The sequence below is a fragment of the Paenibacillus sp. Y280 genome, assembly GCF_056786335.1.
The window spans coordinates 36,768-57,065 of record NZ_JBXCIW010000024.1; the positions used below are offsets into that span (position 1 = coordinate 36,768).

Here is a 20,298-nt window from a genome sequence, read left to right on the forward strand (position 1 = left end):
ACACACAGCACTCCACATGAATAGGGTGAGTAACATTATTTAATGATTAAAGCTCTAAGCTGTATTCATCCCCAATAATTCTAGCCCTTGCTAAATCAACAGCAGCTTCAGAATACTTACTGAATGTGGAATTACCAATTTTTAATCTTATGTGATACCTATTATCACTCGCCTTTATATCGATTCCTGTCTCATTTTTGATTTGTACAAAAGCCTGATGAACAGGATACCATCCTGAAAACCCAAGATGGTTTCCGATTTGTTTAATCGTATAAGGAAATTCTGCATTTAAAGCTGTAGAGTTATTTAGAGTCGTTATTCCATATACTTTGGCAAGCTCTCCCTCTTGGTTTATCGCATTCTCTAGGACTCTAAAATCAACCTCTACCGTTCTTTTAGGGATATCATATCGAACCATATCATAGGTTCTTGCAAGTAATGCTCGCAGTAATTTAGGATTTACTTTCTCTAATGCACTATTCGCTCCAAATGCTCTATATACCCATTCAAACGAGTTAGCCACAATATTTTTAACTCTAACACTGCGATGATTTCCAATTGCTATTAACTTCTCCCTAGCTGGTAAAGGCTTATGCTCGACACCTTCATCCCACTCAAGTAAGTAGATATTAGGGATCAACTGGTTATCTGTTGAAATGATCTCATCAATATCAGATAGAATTGCACGGATATTTGGATCTTCAGCGCTATATCCAATGAAAACTAAAGGATGCTCCGCAAAATAAGTTAGAAGCTTAGCACTTAGATACTTCTTTTTAGTAGTAAAGTTATCGTAATCATTACTTGTTAGTACCACACTTGTAGGATCTGAAACGCAACCATGTATTTTAAGAATTTCCCCAATGCTTGCATGATTAGATTTAAGAATTTGTTGTCCTACCACAGGTGCATAATCAGGGAAAACCAATTCTTGGAATGTATCATAATTAGTTGTTATTATGGCATGGGGTCTAACATCTTGTAGTGCCAAAATTTCCTTTCGTAATGCCTCATTTTCAATCTGCTCTATTGATTCAGGAGTTATACTATCTAAAAACTCCTTTATTTTAAACTTGATATATATATCAGGCGGTGCATTTTGTTGAAATAGCTCATCAGGAAAGTACTGTTTGCCCTCTCTCCAAGCCCACTCTCTAAACTTCTGAGCAAAGATTTGACCTATTTCCATATAACTATTTGTTTGTTTGTAGAAGGCAAAGCTGTCTTCGATACGAGGGCACGTCTCAGATAAAATAACAAGCAGTCGTTCCCAGTTAGGAGCATCGAAATACCTCTTTGAAATTCCTGAACCAACGAAGAGTATTGGCTGACAGCCCATATCCTCCAAACACGCTTGTATATCATTTGAGATCTCTTCTTTGTAACTTTCATATGACAACACATACACCCCCTACATTTATTATGCCTATAATATTACCTAACACGATCATAAATTAAAATAAATTTTAACACAATATAATGATTTCATTTGAATCAACTTTCTCTATAATTTTCCAAGTACCAAGTCCAAGGTGCTTTGATAAATATCTCTTATAATCCTCGGAAAAATTCATATCTACACTTCTGCCACATAATGAACTAACTAATAAATAAAACAAAAAAACGGCAGAGATGCAGTTTGTGTTTAAGATCTACGTGGAGTATATTCGGGCTCGAACCTCTGACCTTTTCGCTGCCAGCGAAGCTCTCTCCCAACTGAGTTAAATCCCAACAAAACTAGCTCATGCAATCTCAGCATGAGCTAATTCAAAGTCTATTGTTTTGAAATATGGTTTAGGCGTTCCCTATTATTTGTCAACATGATGTATTGACACTACCGCCTCCACATGCTTTGTGCATGAAAAGAACATAATGTTCCCACACTTAACTTCACAACATTTTTTTGAATGCGAGAACATATTTCTATTGCTCTTCGTTTCTCGTGCATCAATGCTTCTAATCCCGATATATCCTTACCACACACTCCACATGTGTCGAGACGGTGAAAGGTATATAATTGAAAGTAGTTAAATTCCGTGTCGTCGATAAATGATTTTACGATACAGAGCTTACTTATTATTTTTATAAATTTTTAGTAATAGGTTAATTTAAAACCTATACTTGCTTGGCAGTTCAGTTTCTAATAAATCCTCCATTATAATTCTTACCCTAATTTTTTTAGTACTAAGTATAATAGAATCCTCATATAGCCCAGTTTGTATTGTTTTCCCACTCACATAATCACTTTTAAAAAGTTGAAATAATGGATTTTCTTTAAATGTTTCTACGAATTGAGATATTTCTGTTTCTTTACTTGTATCAAGTTTTTCAAAACTATTAATAACTTCCCTAACTGGTTTAAGTAGATTCATAATCTCACCTGAGCTAAAAGAATTATCAATATTGTCATGAATTCTTTTGAACTCGATAAATAACTGTTTTGTAGTTTCTACTGCTACTTGTTCAGTTATTGTGTCTTCTAATCTTTGGCTAATCATTAAGTTCTCTTTTATTGCTAGCATTTCATTAAAGACATCTATTGCACTTTCCAAATCTCCTTCGTCTAAAAATCCATTTACTTGCCCGTACATTAGATGAAGCTTCTTATCGGTTTTAGTTTCACATCCAGTAATAACATTTACGAAAAGTAATACAGCAACATATATGCAGACGGTTTTAATCTTCAACATTTCACCTCCGAAGCACTAATTCCTGCAGTCTTTCGTTTTATCCATAAATAGTTATCCTGCAGATACCCACGATAATACACAATTTCACAAATTGCAATGCAGGATTTTGCTGGTTTTTACCGAATGGTATTAACTGCCTGCAACTTTTGACCTATTAATTATGCAAACATATATTCGCTGACATATTGAAGTCAATTAGGCTTGATATGATTTAGCGAAACAACCATTAAAATGGACTTTTAAGTAGGTAACAGAACAAAAGGGGGATAAATATGTACTGTAAAAAATGTAACGTGGAACTTCCAGAAGATAGTCTATTCTGTAATAAGTGTGGAACTACGACTTCAATAAAGTCTTCAGGTAAGTTAAGTAACAGGAAGAAATGGATTCTCACGGGTGTTATCGTTGGAATCGTGATTATCATCGGATCGATGTCCTTGTTCTTGAACAATAGTCCTGTTGGTTCATTCAGAAATGCTATCCAAGAAAACAAGTATGGAAATGCCATCGAAATTTATGAAAAGAAAATCAAAGGCGATCTAAAAAAAGAAACGGAAGTCGAGACATTTCTAAAAGCGGATATTGAAAAAGTCAAACAAGATTTTACAAGTGAAAAGATCGATTTTAATGCAGCTACAAACCAACTTGAAACCATTAAGAAAACAAGTTTACTGTCATCTGAAGTGAGTGCAGCCCAAACAGAAATTAAAGAGCTCAATGATTCAAGGACAGCTTTTAAAACGGGGGAAGAACTCCTAAAGAACAATAATGTGAAGGATTCACTTTCAGAATTGAAAAAGGTCATCGAAACTGATAATACCAATTATAAAAAAGCTCAAGATTTAATCAATGAGACTTCATCTGATTATAAGTCAGCTATACTCACCGATGCCGAAAAATTTGCGTCCGAACAGCAATTTGAAAAAGCAATCAAGGTCTTAAGTGAAGCATTGACCATTGTATCAAACGACTCAGATCTGATGGCGAAAAAATCATTATACGAAAAACAGAATGAAGAAAAGTTGGCTGCTGAGCATAAGAAAAAGATGGAGGAATTGAAGTCAAATCAAGAGGTCAGTGTAGTAAGCGCAAAGGTTGTTAGAACTGGAACATATATCGATTTTTATCATATCCAAGTGATTGTGAAAAACAATACGGACAAAGTTATTAAAAACTATAAGGCCAGATGGTTCGCATTCGACAGCAATGGATATCCAATAAAATTAGACTCGTCTGATTACTTGGAAGGCGGCTCAGCTACAGCAGTTAACATTCAACCCCAAAAAACTGAAGGGGCTAATACTGGCTGGAGTATCTTAAGTAATGGAGAAAATGCAAAGACGATAATTGCAGTTATTATGGAAGCAGAATACTATGACGGTTCGAAATGGGAAAATGAATACTACGATTATTGGATTGAAGAATTTAAAGAAAAACCATTAAAACAATAATTCATAACTTGCCATCCCCAGGGGTTGGAGAAGGACTCAAGGGTCAAGATGATTTCGCTACGCTCGCCCTTAATTCCTGCTCCATATCCACTTCTATCCATATGTCGGCTCCCACAACCGGAGAGGCGGCTCATTTTCTCCGGAGGAATGGCTCACTTACCACCGGAATGATGGCTCTATTTCATCGAAATAATCATCAACCATGAACCGGAGGATTAAATGACCAGAACAAGTACATATAAATCAATATTTAATAAAGTTCTTCAAGTAATAGATATACATCGAGGAATTATTATAATTTCTATTTGGTCAGTTTTAATACTTTGGAATACATTAATTCATCACAAACCACTATTCGAAGCAATTTTGGTTTTTCTTTTTCTTACACCTATTTTATTGGCATTTCAACTTAAACTTTTATTCAGTGTAAACATAGTATTCATGTCGATATTTACTTTCTTGTCCATTCCGGCCTTTGTTACTTTGATTGTAATTTTCATAAATAGAACAGTATCCTTTCAATTATTGTTAATCTCAGTTTGTGGGACTTCAACATTAATGTATCTGATCTTATTAATAAAACATAAGTTTTCAGATGAGTTCCTTGATAGCGCGAAAATCTCTTTGGATATTGTTAGGACGCTTTTCGCAATGTCCCTAGCATTTCTTACAGTTTACTCATTAATGAACAATGACTTTTCATTTTTAGATAAATTTATCATAAATTATAAGGATAAGAATCTAGACGAGATAAAAAAAATCTTTCAACTTGTATATCAATCAATTGCTTTACCTTTTGTTATTTCGTCGTCGTTATTCAAAATCGTGACTGATTGGATAATTCTCTTTAAAAAAAGAGGAACTATTCTTCAATGGTATTCTACTCTACAGAAATTTAAGTCACTTATTAAAAAATAGAAATAAGACGTAGCAAGATAATCATATTGCACTGCTCTCTGTTGTAAGCACGAATTAAAACAAATCTTCTCGTCTTAAAAAGTTAGCTACTAAGAAGCATTCAGATTATAAGTTCCAACTCACATATGTAGGTGTAACCTCTTTCAGCAAGCGTTGCGGACGTCTATTGCTAATTTGAACTTGCCATCCCCTCCCATCAGAGTTAACATACACACACTCGAACAACGGGAGGGATGGCTTTGTCTCAGAGAGATTTCCCACAATGGTTTAAACAAGTATTAAGCCGGAGATTTGATGAACACGCGAATGCTTCAGCTAAGCTGCCTAATATCTATACAATCAGATTAAAGCTGAACGAAATAACGGATGAATTAAAGGGGCGGCTAGATCCAGCAACGTTTTTGAAAATCTTAGAATGGGAAGAAACGGTTAACCATCTGCATGCGATGGAAAAAGAATGGTTGTATTTCGAAGGGGTTAGAGATGGATTGAAGTTGATGAGTTCTATTAAATCTAGTTTGGAGGATCTGTATCCGAAGCACTGACGACTAACAGCATGAGCATGAACTATAAGCGCATCGACTGTCCTACGCTTTTTTTCGAACAAATATTTGCGGGAATAAGGTATCATACTTTTATAGTATAATTTAGACAATAGTCATACCATGAGGGGGAGTATTTAATGAAAAAAATAATAGCCCTGAACACACTCAGTATTTTGTTTGGAATTATGACTCTACTGATGATGTCCACAACCGACCCAGTGTATCTCAAGATATCAATGCCTATAATTGGTCTCGGTAGTATAATCGTTGGTCTAATTGGATTTTTGAAAATACGGTCAAGCAAGAACAATGATATGCTGAAACTAGAATTAGCACTAAAGGAACTTCAGATTATTCAGCGCGAAAATGAACTAAAAGAAAAAGGAATCGATATCCCAACAAGACCCCGATTGTAAAAGTAAACCTTCCGTTTGACGACTAACAGCATGGAATCGACCCATGCCATCTGTCACTTTCATTTAATCTTATAACAGTTTGAAGTTTACTCTTCGAACTTCTCGATCTCCATCCCGCTTTTCAAGGTAAAAACAAAATGCGCCGGTGAGAGAATGGTTATCTTCTCTACCAGCGCATTAAATAGGTCATCTTCAAATTGTTCGAGTAAGTCCTTCTGTAAGCTAAGTACCTCTATGATCTCATCGACGCGATCCTTGATTTCAGCCTTTTGATTGTTTTCTTGTTCCAGCTTCATTTTATGTTGTCGGAGTCCATCCAATTGCTTAGAGATTCGAGCATTCTCCTCAGCGTATACTACTTCGTCAATCTGATCCCGAAGCTTTAGCTTCACCAATCCCTTCAGGTCAGATTTTAATTGATCCATCTGCTTCTCGATTTCAAGTAACGGCTTATTTCCTTCTCGCTTAGTAAGTACCGCTTCAATATTCGCATTCAGTGTTCGGATAAAGCCATCTTTATTCTCATGCATTTGATTGAATATCCGTACAAAAGCATCCTGCAATACATATTCATCCACCGCTTTGGCATCACAGGCTGCTTTGCCTTCTTTGATATAAGTTTTGCATTGCCAGACGACTTTCTTTGAAGGGTTATTACTATTCCACGTTCGGCGTTTGAAGTTAGTATCGCAGCAGCCACAGTATACTTTACCACTAAGTGCATATTTGCTGGAGTATTTCTTACGGTCGCCCATTACATTACCTTTTAAATTCGCGCGGCGTTCTTTTTCCTTCTGTACCTCCTCGAACATTTCCTTGGAGATAATCGGTTCATGGTTGTCCTCGATCAAATATTGCTGTTCCTGCCCTCTATTTTTAATTCGCTTATGAGTAAGAAAATCAACCGTTACTGTTTTCTGCTGTAGCAAGGCTCCGTAATACTTCTCATTGGTAAGCATAATCGTAATCGTTGAATCCCACCACTTATCACCGCCAGTGACGGTTTTAATCTTATCTCCTGTTAAACCATTAGCTATAGCCTGATAACTCTTACCCTCCAGATACTCTTCGTATATACGCCGGACAATTTTCGCTTCTGCTTCATTAATAACCAGTTCACCGTTTTCATCCTTATCGTAGCCGAGAAATCGAGTCGTATTGCAGAACACTTTGCCGTTCTGGAAGCCTCGTAGAATTCCCCATCGGCTATTTTCCGAGATATTTCGGCTCTCGTCCTGTGCCAATGAGCTGAGAATGGTTAGCAAAACTTCACCCGTTGTATCCAGTGTATTAATATTTTCGCGTTCAAATAATACGGCTACACCGAGACCTTTCAATTCACGCACATATTTTAGCAAGTCCAGCGTATTCCGTGAGAACCGCGATATCGATTTGACTAATATGAGATCGATCTTACCGTTTCGGGCATCCTGTATCATGCGGTTGAACTGTGTTCGATTTTTCGTATTCGTTCCTGTAATTCCCTCGTCGGCGTATATATCGACCATTTCCCACTCTGAATTACTGTGAATAAACCGAGTATAATGATTGACTTGGTTTGAATAACTCTCCTTTTGCTCTTCGGAGTCCGTACTGACCCTGCAGTACGCTGCCACTCGTTTCTTATGAATTTGCTGAGTGCCATCTACTATATCTGCTGTTCTCACAGGTACAACGACGACATTTTTTACTATTGCTGCCTTTGCCATTTTACCTCTCCCTTCGATATATATTCCTTCTACTGTCACATGTTACGATTGATCCGGCACATCATCAAGTTATTTCTGCCCCATTTCATGAGCTATTTGAAGGACTTTTTATTCAACAAATCAATCTCAGAAAACTCTTCTTCGGTGATCAAATTTTGTGATTTTAGTTGTTTCAATAGGCTCACGCTGAGCATGTATTCAATGGATTTTCGTTGCATATGTATGGGCTCCTTTTTTAAAATGAAAATAAAAATAGCCTACTTTATGGGCAAGCCGCATGTAAAATGTTCTACCATATACCTTTGATTTGAATCGTCTTTTCTATTGTGATCGTCGGATCATTCTCAAGCTCAGCGAATAAACCAATATATCCTGTTGTGCTGCCAGCTTTCGCCGTTGTACCGTTTCCTGTACTTGCTGTGATACTTCCCATGATCGGAGTCGAGTTAGCTTGATTTCGCAAGCTCCATTGAATGGACTGGTCAAACACCTCGGTTCCATTATCATAAATATGACTAACGTAAGATGCACTTTGGCCGACTTTTATTGTTGGATTGCCAATAATGGAGATTGTATAGTTGTGCGTTAAAGTCTCAACTGCAGTGATTTGAATCGTAGATTGAACGGTTGGTTGGTATGTTAACCTCGCTGTAATTGTGGCTTGTCCAGCTTCAATCCCCATAACCATACCTTCATTATCCACGCTAACCACATTCGGATCGTTCGAGGTAAATGTAATCGCAGGATTTGCAATGGGGCTCCCATTGTCCTCAGCTGCAACGTTCAATTGTAAAATATCATTAATAAGCACATTAGCACTTATTCCATTATCTATGTTTAACGAATAGGTATGAGCGAGTTCATATTTCCAGCGATCAGCGATATTATTCTCCACATCATCGTCAGTGGATGAAATCATATCCAATGCACAGTTTAGCTTGTTGATGCCTTTTACTGTATGGTCAATTCCCGTTACTTTAAAAGGCTGATGCGTATTGTAGAAGCGTTTATTTAATCGAATATCCCTTGTGTCTGCGTTGTCTTGCACATACACATGAATGTTCCCATTTGGAAGAGAAATGACGGTTCCATCATCAATCGAAAATGTTTTACCTTCTACAATGGCATTAAACCATTTCACATTGCCATTCCAGTTGAATGAGATACTGTAATTACACTTCCGCATCCTTCCACGATACGATTGATCATGATGGTCAATTTCGCTTGTTATCAAAAAGCGTTCATTTCGATAACCAATCAAATCACCAGTTTGTATTGGAGTTGCTGCGCGGATTATTTTTTCATCTATTTCTTGAATTTTATCCGTAGCATCTCGAACCATAGCAATCTGCTGGACACCGTTTATATGTAAAAGTTCGCCCTTCTCCCGTAGGAAGAAGTCCATCATCGTTTCTATTCTTCGTGTCATTAACTCTCCCTCCTATGCAAAATCAGGCTTGCAACGAAACAAGAACAGTTCCAGATAATCGCTCCATTCCTTCATGTTCAAGATGATGAATATGTTATCGCTAATTTTCACGTATCGGCTTGGTTTTAGTAGAGCATCTATTTCACAGAAGGCTCGATGGGTAACTTCCAGCGAAATAGCATCCTCAAACGTATAACTCTTTATGTATGGCTGTACATCAGCAAAGATCGTTTTAACCACCGTCAAATCAACAGCATCCAATATTTCAAGTTTCACGTCATTGAACATGGCTAATACCCTACCTTGATTTTCGGTAAGGGGAGAGCGAGTCGAATGCTTTGTGGGATACCTGGTTCATAGCTGGCTGAACGTTCGCCTTCTTGCTTTTGCATCAATCCTACCGATTCTTTATTTCTATATAGATACATGGCATAATCGACAACGGTATCATCGTAAACAGAAGAAAGCAGTTCAATGTTGCAATAGCCGAGAATATTGCTTCTGGCTTTATTCAAATAATGATTGAGGATATCATCTTTAGAGCTATCCGTTAAATCAACGCCAAGGAGCCGCTTCATCAAATCCAATTGCTCATTCATGATACAGCCTCTTTTTCGTTACGTCTCGTATTTTTCGTTTCCTGCTTTGGCTCCTGTATGGCTTCATAACTAGCATTTGCCTGTAGCCGCTGAATCAACTCCTGATCCGTTACTTCCCAACTTAATCCTGTTTCTTTATTCAAAAACCACATATCCATCAGCCTCCTGAAATTAAAATAGGGCATCCAAATGGACACCCTGAACGTTTTTCTTCTATTGTAATGTGTTTACGTTTAAGACTTGTTTGCAGTAAGGACAGCAATACCTTCAGGCTTGATACATTTCGCACCACACACTTGCAAGCCTTAATCGCATCTGAGAATTGCTTCTCTGGACGATAGGCTTCAACATAATCCACTTGACCAGCAAATGAGATCGCGCTCTTGTGTCCTGCAATAATCTTATACTAGCTCCTGCTGTATTTGGCACATTGTTCGACTTGTACACCGACATATTATCGATACTGCCGACAAATCCAGTCCGCATGACATTGGCATCCTTCGTATAACGGGGATCTTTGACGAGCAGCCCATAAAAGAAAGCAAGGACAACCACAAAGCGATCCGCTTCAGGCACATCATTTTCATCCAAAATAACGCCCAAATCCACAAGCAAATCATAGGCTGTAGCCGAAGTCGGAACGATAGGCGTTGTATCATTTCCAATGGTATTTCCAGCCTTCACTTCCGTATAAAATCCCGGCAATATACTGATCCACCACATTAGCGAGCCCATAGGATGCTTCCACAATCCCTCCACTTAGCAAATCCACATTAGCTTGAGCCGCATCGACATCATCAACGGTAAAATTATAAAACTTAGCTTGGTCGATAGTCAGCGTTTTTTGTGCAGAATCCAACTCCTGCGGATTGCCGATTCCTGCTGCCTTATCATATGTACCGATGGTTACTGCGCCAATCGAATTATTCTTCACCGTTGAGCCTTGGCCTTTGATCTCGCCTTCATAATCGGTATTGACCACATTCCCATAGACCAGATTCTTCTTGAAACTTTCATTTAAACGTGCGCTCCAAATGGTTGGAATAAAATTTTGTACTGACATATGTATTCACCTTGTCCTTTTCGATTTTTATTTGTTTTGTAATGCCTGTTTGACCTGATCCCAATTCCTGTTGATTTCGTCTTGCGACATGCCTTTGATTGCATCGAGCGTGAAAGTTTTACCTGTCGAATCATTAGGAGACGTATAGCCATCCCCTTTGAGCCTTTGTTCGACTTGCTGTTGCACCGCCAATTGAAGTGACTGCTCAAGCGAAGTCAGATTAGCTGTCGTTGTCGTTTCATCTGCCCCAATAAAAAAATCCACTAACTGGAGTGGAAGTTTCTTTTCACTGGCTATTTTGATGGCTTGGCTCGTTAATCGTTCACGCTGTTTTTCCAATTTCATATTCTCCACTTCAGCCCGAAGCTTCTCCATCTCGATTTCTTTCTCATCTTTGGCTGGGAAGCGTTTCTTAATCTCCACATCCAATAACCCTTCCAGATGATTGGCCTTCCATGTCTCCAATGATTTAGTTGTCCGTTTATCTACGGTGCTATCGAACCAACTGCTGGCTTCTTTGTTGGATTGAATGAATTGCTCGACACCTTCAACGCTGATTGGATTCAAACCCTGAATATATACTTTCACTTCCTCTGTCGTGCCATTTGCTTCGATAAATTGTTTTACTTGTTCCAGATCCATTTTCATCAATCTCCTTTGATGCCCATTCGACTCGCTTGAACCGAACACACATTTTCATGTTTTTTGTAGCCGTTTAACGTCATTCTCAGGACAATGATGTAACGCATTAGAAATCGCAAAAGTGGGGAAAAGGTATAAATACCCTAGCCCCTCATATTTGACTATAATAAACCCTTGATTTATATAGCTTCGCAAGCCCTCTAAAGCGTTACATCAAGCCTCTTTTTGCCTGAACTTTCGAACGCGCAATCTGGTGGTTTCTTTCCTCGTCTTTTCCCTGCAATTTTCACAACAAGTTTGCCTATTAGAATTCGCTTCGAATGTAGTCCCACATTTCTTACAATTCACTTTTGGTTTGGCTGCTTTTATTTCAACATGCATATTCCGTTCCGACTTATATTCGCGCTCCAACTTCTCATCTGCTGGCAGTACCCCATTTTCAAGATATCGACAACTAGGGAGCGGTTTCTCCTGATCAAAAAACACACATGTACCATCCTTCCAGCAACAATAATTGGAGATGCCATGTCTGTCACCCAGATAAGAAGCACAATGATGTTTTACCAGTTGTTTGATTTTGTTTTTATTCTGCATGAGTAGAATCTCCAGTCCCATCAGCTAACCGATACTGTTCAGCTTGAAATTTGTTTAGCTCAAGCTTTGGATTTTCAACGAATGGAAGCAGAGTAAGTAAAGTTTCCTTCGAGCATACGTCCTGCAATTTTACGATTACATCAGCCAACCCCACTAAATCAGTCGGCAAGTTACGTGTAAACTTAACTGCGATATCCCGATAATCATATTGAACGCCTTCTTTTTTCTGAGGGTAGGTAAAGAAATTCCGAAGCCTGTTCTTAATGACTTTCTCCATCATCGCTTCCCGAATCGCCACCCTATTCTCTAAATTCAGCAGCTTATTTCGGAGTGCAAGTGAGGAAGTATTACTCGCCCAATTCTCATTGAAGTTAACCTGATCCATCATGTCATAAATTTTATGTTCGAGATTATCCAGTTCATTTTTAACAAATGAATCATTGATCTCCTTGATCAGCCACGTTACTTTACCCCCAGCAGGAACTTGGATGATGCCCATCTTCTTCATATTTAACAAATCTTCTGCTTCCAACTTTGCATTTTCAATAACCAAATAAGAATTGCGATGATCTGCAATCTCATTGACGAGATCCGAGTTCAGGGCATTATACGCATCAAATAAAGAAATCACATCATGGAAGCCGCATTTCCGCTCAGTATTAGCTGGGCAAGAAATAATGGGGACTCTTCCAAAGATGTGATCGTGTTTGCCGATATATTTGAGTTCAGTTAACTTACTCTGTCTCGTAAGATTATTTTTCTTGCTGCTTGACAATTCATAGTGCAAAATTTCGTTATCCGTATATACATCCAAGTAAACTTTATCTTCGAATCGCTTTGTAAATTTATGTAGTCCGAGCAGCACATTTCGATCTGCTGTTCCATCCTCCAACACATAAGCATTCTGTGGTGATAGAACGGTTGCCGAGAACTGACCATCTGTATCAATGTAATTCAGTTCATAACTCTCACCATAAATTTCACTTTGCTTCCGCAGATTAATGTTATGCTCCTTTTCCCAATGGCTCATGTTCAAATCCAGCTTATGCACGGCTTCATCTTTGTCCGATTTGGAAACGTAATTTACTGGCTTTCCAAGTATGTATCCCACTTCATTATCCACGAATTTACGTGGGAAGTTGAAGATGAGTTTTCGATTGCTTCGACTCTCCTGCATAGCGTAATCTTTAAAAATGGCGTGATTGCCATTGTAATAGTTAAAGTATATCTGCTTCGTTAGTGCTGCTTGATTGAGTGCATTTAGACACTCTATAATGATTGATTCGGTTATTTGCAATTACATCATTTCCTTTCAATTGGACAAAAAAATAGCCCTCTCACTGAGGGCATTAACCGTAAGCTAACATATATTTATCTGGTAGCTGTTCATGGTTTTTAAGCAATCTGTAAATATACAATATAACTTTAAATGCAAAGTAGTTATTTTTCCAATCTGAACGTGCTTTGGTTATTTCAAATTTGAAATCTGAGATATCCTCAAAAACACTTAACTTGTTTATTTTCACTATTCCATCATAATCTCGACAATCATGGCTATACCGATAAATTATCCAAATCTCATCCTCAAATTCTTTTATAAATTCTACCCAACCCATAATAGCACACCTCTTAAAACAGCAGACTTCGATCATAAAACTTCAGACTTTTAACCGACTGAATTAATTGTACAGCACCATATAAACTATCTGGTGCATCATCAAATTTGCAGTTGCGATTGTAATCCTTTATTTGGTTATTATATCGGATATTCGCTGAGTTGAATAGGATATGCCCCTTCTTCACATCCGGCTCCAAGCTGATGATTCGCTCATGCTTCTGTCCCTTGGAATTCACACTTTCTACCGGCGTGTAGATTTTCGCCTTCAATAGTTGCTCCTCAAACTTCTGCTTCATATAACTTTGTGCTTGAACAGTTTCAAAGCCTATTTTATCAATGGGATACGTGGTCAACTTTTCAACGGCCACTTGAAACAAATCATCTGGCAGCAGCTTATACACATTACCGTCTATCACATAAATCTGCTTTGTCTTCCGATGCTGACCAATTATCGAGATAGCGGAGTAGTCATTCTTCTTGCCAACCTTGATAGCTGGATCAATGTACATGGCAATCTCCATCTCCTCAAACTCAGGCAAGCGATCCCAATGCATGATATTTTGGAATATGTAATCGTCCGTTGAACGTGGATCGTTCTGTAGCTCCTTGTAGAACGACTTTTCACCCATTGCTTGCTTCTTGCACATGAGATAGTAGTAATCCAAATACTCATTCCACAGAATTTGAGTTCCCTCAAGCATTTCATCTTTATGAGCAAAAAAAAAAAGACAAGGCAGTGTTGATCCTGTCCTCGTCTTGAAGGTTATTATATTTTATTTCCCATTCTGCCCATAAATCATCTCGTTCCGAAAACTGAACAACGGCTGCTTTACGAATGCTTCTGACACCAGGTATCTTACCTTTGAGTAAATCAGCCATGATATCCTCTTCATTTAAAATTGTACCGCAAATAAGAATATTCGTATCTCTCGTTCCGATTGGCAAAACGACATCAGTAAATGTACTTTTAATCTGATCACGTTTGGTTTCTGATTTAGCTGTATCATCCTTCAACAAATCATCGAGCAGAACCAGTGTTGGCCTGTAATGCTTATAATGGATGCCCCGAAGAGAACCATCAATTCCTCGAATCATGATGCATGAATCCAATCCACTTTTACTCCGCAGCCAAATCTCATTATTGTTCCAACGGCTACCCTTGCGAATACCAAAGTCTTCAATTAGCATCGTATTCGTTTCAAGCTCATCCTTGATCATATCCAAGAAGGGAAGAGCAATTTGCTCCGTTGCAGATATAATCAGCGTGAACTGCGATTTATCATAAAGAGTCGCATACAGCGGAAATAAAAAAGAACTGATAGTTGACTTTCCATGCTCACGAGGGAGCCCAAAAGCCGTAATCAGTCCTGTATTGGACAGCATATGTTTCAATTCAGCAAATAGTTGACGGTGGAACTGTCCAAACTCTCGATCAAAATATTTCGGAAAGTAGCATAGGGCAAAGAACTCTATATCCATCTCACCGATTAATTTGCAAAGCTCGGAGAAAGAGAAGGTTTCAACTAGCTGTTTGATTTTTGGTGGTTTGAAGTGTTTCTCCATATATTGCTTGAGTAGTTCGGTTTGGCGTTGTTGCTCTTGATTTATCGTTTCAATCGTATTGGCTCCTCTCTTCATTTTCAGCACTGTTATTCTTCAATATCGTTTTCTGGTTAATTGTATGATATTAAGCATCTATTGGTTGCGAGCAATGTTCCGTATGATTAACTCAATGGATGAAGAGGTAGAGTTGTGATTAAAGTGAGAATGACCAGAATATGAAGACGCAAGGTAAGCACATTGATGCGTAAGTAATTCCAACCCAAGTTTTGAGCTATTAATCATAACTAAGTGCTGATCTGCTGAAATCCTCAATTGCTCCTTATACTTCCAACGCTTCCATCTATCCCATATAGACTCATCGTGTTCATTGTGTACTTTGAATTCAAATTTTATCGGGCTGGTTTTATTTAATGCTGATTTTATTTCTTTTACAATCTTCCGAGTTAGCGGATGAATAGCTCCATTGAATACAAATAGATCAGCATACGAAGAATCTTCCCTTTGTAAAAAAAGAATGTCATTCGTAGCGTACATATGATTAAATAGACTGGACAATAAGAACATCTCGCAACAATCATTCGCATCAATGAGTAAAAAATGCCCCATTTCTTCTTTCACGAAAATGCCTATATCTTTTTGTTTCAAGTGCAATACTGTCATATTAAATGCTCCTACGACCAGTTCGGTACGACCAACTGTTACGCTTTCCAATATCTGCCCCCTAACAATTATTTATACCTACTTATTGTTATTGAAAATGACTATTTCACTGTAAAATCACCGCAAAAATTTCTGCACCCTTTGCTGGCGGCTCGATTTCAACCGTTAGAAGCCCCCCTACGCATGTAACGATAAAAAGAGCGGCTCATCACCACTCAATATTCGCCAATGCTTCAGCCATATCCTTCTCAGTAGTCATCGTATATATATTCGTAGTGCTTACGTGATCATGTCCCAATATCTGTTGTATTGTCGTCAGTGGAGTGGTTTTTATCAGCCTGTATCCTAGCGTGTGCCTGAGCATATGGGGAGTAACCTTCACATTTATGCGATCACCGTACTTGTTCAATATCAAGTTGACCGCATTCCGTGCCAATGCGCCACGCTGCCCGATGAATAAGTATTCCGTGTCGCATTCCAACCTTACCTCTAAGTATCTTGTGACAGCCTTCCGTACATCCTTATTGATAGGAAGCGTTCGTTGGGCATTACCTTTGCCAAGTATCCTCAACATGCCTTTACGTTCGCTCAATTCAATATCCTTCAGCCGGATACCGACTAATTCGCTTACCCTGATACCTGTTCCAATCAACAACTCTATGATACAGATATGCATTCGGTTGCCATGTCGATGGATCTCATTCCGTAGCTTCCACAAATCGCTATCCTCTAACCCCTTATACTGCCGGACATCCTTATTCCTGACCGCTTCAACGTGTATCTCTTCCTTTATATAGCCTTGTTTGTGCATCCAGCGGCAGAATACGTTGATACTGGCTATCTTTCGGTTGATCGTCAGTATAGCTTGATCGATGCTTTGAAGATACTTCTTATACTCTACCCCATCCAGTTCGATCAGCTTCTCCAACCCATACTCCGTCTTACCCCGATACCAAGCCATAAATTGCAATGTATCCCTCAAGTAGCAGGATACTGTGTTCTCGCTTCGGTCTTTGCTACGTAAATGCGCCTCGAATTCCTGTAAATACGGCATATTGCCCCCACCTTTCGCTTGTGTGTCACATCATAGCGTGAGTGGGGGAGACAGTCAACTCAATACATAACCTATCTTATGTTGGATTTTTTCCTGTTTTATAGCCAATTACTGCCCTTTTCGAGGTGCATTTTACCCTTTATCTATCGAATTACTGACGACATAACGTTATACATCCGGCTCTTCATAGCCTATCCCGGTACGACTGGACTCCTCGATGGCTTCATATTCGGCTTCGATTGCATCAGCATCTATCATTTGCAGGAACAATTGCTTGCGTTCGAGTTCAGCGGCCTTCGTGTCAATAATAAGCTCGCGGCGGTCATTCCATTCATTTGGAGCGCGGTTCTTTAAGTAGAAGCTTATCGCTGACGGATTCGGGGGCTGATGGCGCTTAACCTTCTCAATTCGAGTTTTCTTTTTCCCATTTTTGTCTTCCTCGACGATTGTTTTAATTTCCTCGTACTCATAGCCCATCGCTAATTTAAAAAGTGAAGTTTCCACACGATTTATAGTAACAGACTTGCTCCAATTAATAAGCTGTGCAAAGGTAGGATGCTTACTTGCATACTCATACCAAGAGGCTTGAGCAATATTGAGTTTCTCGCACATTTGCTCATTAGTCAGTCCTTCTTGGCACCATTGCTGGATCTCCGTGAATCTAGGCAAAACATGCGTTTCAAATTTTGATGGTCGTTCCATTATTCTAGTCAACTTTGGATGCAATTTCACATATTCATATAATGTGGTAATATGTATCTCTAACCGAACTGCAATCTCATCATCTGTCACACCATCTTTAACCCACTGCCTCAAATCTCGGCAACACGTTCAACTCATACTTAGTCGGTTTCTTTGGTTTCTTTTCCTTAAGCAAATCACATCACCTCCATCTTTGAAACGTTATCATTATAATTTTGTATTATTTATAGGGGGATGAAGTCATGACTAGGGTTATTAATCAATCAACTTTAAATAGTTATAAACAACAGCTCCAAGTTATTGCAGACGATTTGATTAAATCATCAATTAATATTCAGGTAACTTGTAAAGCCGATATCGAATCAGCCTTTATTAATAATTTGAGGGCTAAAGGATTGTACGTTTGGTATGCGACATGTAACCCACAATTATTAATTTCAAAATGGAACGAGAGACAGTCTCTATATGAGTATTTCAAAACTAAAAATACCAATTCTCCTGAACCGATCAAAACATCATCTGATAAACCAATCGATTTCCTTCTTCCTAAAATTAACCCGCAGTGGGAAAGGAATCCGACATATTCCGTAGACGATGAAAATGAAATCGTACTGTATGTTGGCAAAGTTCAAGGTCAACATGAAACACTGAAAAATCGTCTGTTATCTCACTATAATGGTTCAATTCAAACATCGGCCTTAAAATTAGCAGGTTCGTCAACCAATGAACTGAGACTAGAACTGCCACTTATTTCACAGTTTCTTCATTTAGAACGAGAAATCCTAGATTCAATGCATTTACGACAAATTCGATGCGCTGCAATTACTATTGTTGATTCCCAAAAAGATAGATTCCTCACTTATGAAAGAATCCTTAGAGAATATCTCGAACCAGTGATCGGAGAAGAGTGAATGGGCTTTATTCAGCCCTTCCAACTTCGCTTCATAAAAACCCTCAATATCCCCAATCATCTTTTGAATCAGCTCGACATCATCCTTGGCTTCATCATCCCCAAGCACGTTGACCTTCTCGGCTTGCATCCCCTTCAGGAACCGTATCACCATATTCACTTTTGCCTTACCCATCTACCATTCACCCTTTCGGTTTAGTCAGCACATAATACCTCTGACCTTACCGACCTAGCAACAACATCTTGATATGGAATCTTTACGCCATCCCGAATCAAATATACGCCAGTATCGCTGCCAACGTGGGCAATATATCGATTAACGATTACATCTGAGTATTTAGGATCAAGCTCACTGGTATAGCAAACTCGATCTGTATCCTCACATGCGATTAACGTACTTCCACTCCCTCCAAAAGAATCAAGTACAATATCGCCAATCTTACTTGAGTTTTTAATCGGATAGCTTACTAACGGAATCGGCTTCATCGTTGGATGATATTCATTTCGGAACGGTCGATCAAATTGCCACAATGTAGTCTGCTTCCGATCAGCATTCCAATAGTGTCCTGCAGTCGGCTTCCAACCATACAATACGGGTTCGTGCTGCCAGTGATAATCGCTTCTGCCCATGACCATTGACTGCTTAGACCAAATACAACATTGAGACAACTTGAATCCAGCTTCGATGAACGCCTTCCTAAAATTCAATCCTTCACTATCAGCATGGAACACATATATACTCGCACCGTCATCTGCTGCCTCGTACATTCTCATATATGCTGCTAATAGAAAATCATAAAACTGGTCATTTTCCATCTTATCATTTTCAATTTTCAACGCATCTTTCGTCTTGCCGGTATAGTCCACGTTATACGGAGGATCAGTCACAATTAACTTGGCTTTCTTCCCATCCATCAACGTTGCCATATCTTGCTCATTTGTACTGTCACCGCAAACTAATCGATGCTTACCCAATAGCCATACATCACCACGACGAGTTATTGGATTCTCCGACAGCGCAACATCAACATCGAATTCATCTTCTTCCGGCTCATCACTCTTATTAAACTCATCAAATAGCTTCTCTGCTTCCGAGAAGTCAAATCCAGTCAACTCAATATTATATTCCTCTTGTTTCAGTTCATCGAGCAATCCAGCTAACGCATCAAAATCCCACTCACCTGTAATTTTATTTAACGCGATGTTCAAAGCTTTCTCTTTCGTTTTATCGATGTCGATTAGCACACAATCGACTTCATTGTAACCGAGAGCCTTCAGTACTTTTGCCCGTTGATGGCCACCTACTATCGTGTAGTCACTATTGCAGATAATCGGCTCACAATATCCAAATTCCTCAATACTCTTCCGAATCTTCTCAAACTCTGGATCGCCAGCTTTTAAATCCTTCCTTGGATTATATTCAGCATGAACCAGTTGATCCATTTTCAATTTTATAAATTCCAATGTATATTCTCCTCTCAAATAGAAAAGGAACCCTAGCCAATAGCGAGAGTTCCCATATTGCTTGCTGCGTGTAATTTATAATTTCGGTAATTTGAACCGCCATTTAACTTGATAAATTTGCACTCGATATACGAAATATTGCAAGTTGTAGTACCACTGCATTTATTCTCAACTCCAATAATATTATTTGGCTGATGATTACACTGCTCTGTAATGCGAATAAAAAAAGAACCATACGAATATGGCTCCGATTAATTGTGTTACTATATTT

At 38.6% G+C, this 20,298-nt stretch carries 24 protein-coding genes; 5 read left to right on the forward strand and 19 right to left on the reverse strand.

The features are described from left to right. Window positions 1–46 precede the first annotated feature (46 nt). Both AC1TPC_RS22625 and AC1TPC_RS22630 read right to left on the reverse strand, forming a co-directional pair. On the reverse strand, window positions 47–1,402 hold the full coding sequence (locus tag AC1TPC_RS22625; protein ID WP_482069057.1) for an SIR2 family protein: 1,356 nt from the start codon (window positions 1,400–1,402) through the stop codon (window positions 47–49). A 706-nt stretch (window positions 1,403–2,108) separates the two neighbouring features. Beyond that, window positions 2,109–2,690: a hypothetical protein gene (locus tag AC1TPC_RS22630; protein WP_482069058.1), complete on the reverse strand. Its 582-nt coding sequence runs from the start codon at window positions 2,688–2,690 to the stop codon at window positions 2,109–2,111. Between the two features lie 272 nt (window positions 2,691–2,962). Between AC1TPC_RS22630 and AC1TPC_RS22635 the strand changes: the two genes are divergently transcribed. From AC1TPC_RS22635 to AC1TPC_RS22645, 3 genes are all read left to right on the forward strand, one after another. Beyond that, window positions 2,963–4,141, forward strand: coding sequence for a DUF5780 domain-containing protein (locus AC1TPC_RS22635; protein WP_482069059.1), 1,179 nt, complete (start codon window positions 2,963–2,965; stop codon window positions 4,139–4,141). A 1,157-nt stretch (window positions 4,142–5,298) separates the two neighbouring features. After that, window positions 5,299–5,604, forward strand: coding sequence for a hypothetical protein (locus AC1TPC_RS22640; protein WP_482069060.1), 306 nt, complete (start codon window positions 5,299–5,301; stop codon window positions 5,602–5,604). A gap of 137 nt (window positions 5,605–5,741) precedes the next feature. Next, on the forward strand, window positions 5,742–6,020 hold the full coding sequence (locus AC1TPC_RS22645) for a hypothetical protein (protein ID WP_482069061.1): 279 nt from the start codon (window positions 5,742–5,744) through the stop codon (window positions 6,018–6,020). An 86-nt stretch (window positions 6,021–6,106) separates the two neighbouring features. Here AC1TPC_RS22645 and AC1TPC_RS22650 read toward each other — a convergent pair whose 3' ends face one another. The 16 genes from AC1TPC_RS22650 to AC1TPC_RS22725 form a co-directional block, all read right to left on the reverse strand. Then, window positions 6,107–7,729: a recombinase family protein gene (locus AC1TPC_RS22650; protein WP_482069062.1), complete on the reverse strand. Its 1,623-nt coding sequence runs from the start codon at window positions 7,727–7,729 to the stop codon at window positions 6,107–6,109. A gap of 92 nt (window positions 7,730–7,821) precedes the next feature. After that, window positions 7,822–7,947: an SHOCT domain-containing protein gene (locus tag AC1TPC_RS22655; protein WP_482069063.1), complete on the reverse strand. Its 126-nt coding sequence runs from the start codon at window positions 7,945–7,947 to the stop codon at window positions 7,822–7,824. 71 nt (window positions 7,948–8,018) lie between these two features. Further along, complete coding sequence (locus AC1TPC_RS22660) at window positions 8,019–9,158, reverse strand: Ig-like domain-containing protein (protein WP_482069064.1); 1,140 nt, start codon at window positions 9,156–9,158, stop codon at window positions 8,019–8,021. A 12-nt stretch (window positions 9,159–9,170) separates the two neighbouring features. Beyond that, complete coding sequence (locus AC1TPC_RS22665) at window positions 9,171–9,446, reverse strand: hypothetical protein (protein ID WP_482069065.1); 276 nt, start codon at window positions 9,444–9,446, stop codon at window positions 9,171–9,173. 2 nt (window positions 9,447–9,448) lie between these two features. Beyond that, window positions 9,449–9,757 carry a phage head-tail connector protein gene (locus AC1TPC_RS22670; protein ID WP_482069066.1) on the reverse strand — a complete coding sequence of 103 codons (309 nt, stop codon included), beginning with the start codon at window positions 9,755–9,757 and terminating at the stop codon, window positions 9,449–9,451. After that, window positions 9,754–9,909, reverse strand: coding sequence for a hypothetical protein (locus AC1TPC_RS22675; RefSeq protein ID WP_482069067.1), 156 nt, complete (start codon window positions 9,907–9,909; stop codon window positions 9,754–9,756). The genes AC1TPC_RS22670 and AC1TPC_RS22675 overlap by 4 nt, the downstream gene beginning before the upstream one ends. 115 nt (window positions 9,910–10,024) lie before the next feature. Beyond that, entirely contained in the window at window positions 10,025–10,462 is a 438-nt protein-coding gene (locus AC1TPC_RS22680) for a hypothetical protein (protein WP_482069068.1), read from the reverse strand. Further along, entirely contained in the window at window positions 10,413–10,820 is a 408-nt protein-coding gene (locus tag AC1TPC_RS22685) for a hypothetical protein (RefSeq protein WP_482069069.1), read from the reverse strand. Before AC1TPC_RS22685 ends, AC1TPC_RS22680 begins: the two co-directional genes overlap by 50 nt. A gap of 27 nt (window positions 10,821–10,847) precedes the next feature. Continuing rightward, window positions 10,848–11,462 (reverse strand): DUF4355 domain-containing protein, encoded by a 615-nt coding sequence (locus tag AC1TPC_RS22690; protein WP_482069070.1) that lies wholly within the window; start codon window positions 11,460–11,462, stop codon window positions 10,848–10,850. Between the two features lie 583 nt (window positions 11,463–12,045). Beyond that, a complete protein-coding gene (locus AC1TPC_RS22695; protein ID WP_482069071.1) occupies window positions 12,046–13,353 on the reverse strand; it encodes a phage portal protein in 1,308 nt (435 codons plus the stop codon). Between the two features lie 52 nt (window positions 13,354–13,405). After that, on the reverse strand, window positions 13,406–13,672 hold the full coding sequence (locus AC1TPC_RS22700) for a hypothetical protein (RefSeq protein ID WP_482069072.1): 267 nt from the start codon (window positions 13,670–13,672) through the stop codon (window positions 13,406–13,408). A 13-nt stretch (window positions 13,673–13,685) separates the two neighbouring features. Continuing rightward, on the reverse strand, window positions 13,686–14,375 hold the full coding sequence (terL, locus tag AC1TPC_RS22705) for a phage terminase large subunit (RefSeq protein ID WP_482069073.1): 690 nt from the start codon (window positions 14,373–14,375) through the stop codon (window positions 13,686–13,688). A 7-nt stretch (window positions 14,376–14,382) separates the two neighbouring features. Then, complete coding sequence (locus AC1TPC_RS22710) at window positions 14,383–15,312, reverse strand: hypothetical protein (RefSeq protein WP_482069098.1); 930 nt, start codon at window positions 15,310–15,312, stop codon at window positions 14,383–14,385. 57 nt (window positions 15,313–15,369) lie between these two features. Beyond that, the gene (locus tag AC1TPC_RS22715; protein ID WP_482069074.1) at window positions 15,370–15,948 is read right to left on the reverse strand and encodes a hypothetical protein; all 579 of its coding nucleotides are present in this window, start codon (window positions 15,946–15,948) and stop codon (window positions 15,370–15,372) included. Window positions 15,949–16,105: 157 nt separating this feature from the next. Further along, window positions 16,106–16,951 (reverse strand): tyrosine-type recombinase/integrase, encoded by an 846-nt coding sequence (locus AC1TPC_RS22720; RefSeq protein WP_482069075.1) that lies wholly within the window; start codon window positions 16,949–16,951, stop codon window positions 16,106–16,108. A gap of 168 nt (window positions 16,952–17,119) precedes the next feature. Beyond that, the gene (locus AC1TPC_RS22725; protein WP_482069076.1) at window positions 17,120–17,653 is read right to left on the reverse strand and encodes a transposase; all 534 of its coding nucleotides are present in this window, start codon (window positions 17,651–17,653) and stop codon (window positions 17,120–17,122) included. A gap of 242 nt (window positions 17,654–17,895) precedes the next feature. Between AC1TPC_RS22725 and AC1TPC_RS22730 the strand changes: the two genes are divergently transcribed. Together AC1TPC_RS22730 and AC1TPC_RS22735 are read left to right on the forward strand one after the other, a co-directional pair. Beyond that, window positions 17,896–18,564 (forward strand): hypothetical protein, encoded by a 669-nt coding sequence (locus AC1TPC_RS22730; RefSeq protein WP_482069077.1) that lies wholly within the window; start codon window positions 17,896–17,898, stop codon window positions 18,562–18,564. Next, a complete protein-coding gene (locus tag AC1TPC_RS22735) occupies window positions 18,565–18,762 on the forward strand; it encodes a hypothetical protein (protein ID WP_482069078.1) in 198 nt (65 codons plus the stop codon). It begins immediately after the preceding gene. Here the strand turns inward: AC1TPC_RS22735 and AC1TPC_RS22740 are convergent. Beyond that, window positions 18,759–20,027 (reverse strand): site-specific DNA-methyltransferase, encoded by a 1,269-nt coding sequence (locus AC1TPC_RS22740; protein WP_482069079.1) that lies wholly within the window; start codon window positions 20,025–20,027, stop codon window positions 18,759–18,761. The genes AC1TPC_RS22735 and AC1TPC_RS22740 overlap by 4 nt on opposite strands. Between the last annotated feature and the right edge of the window lie 271 nt (window positions 20,028–20,298).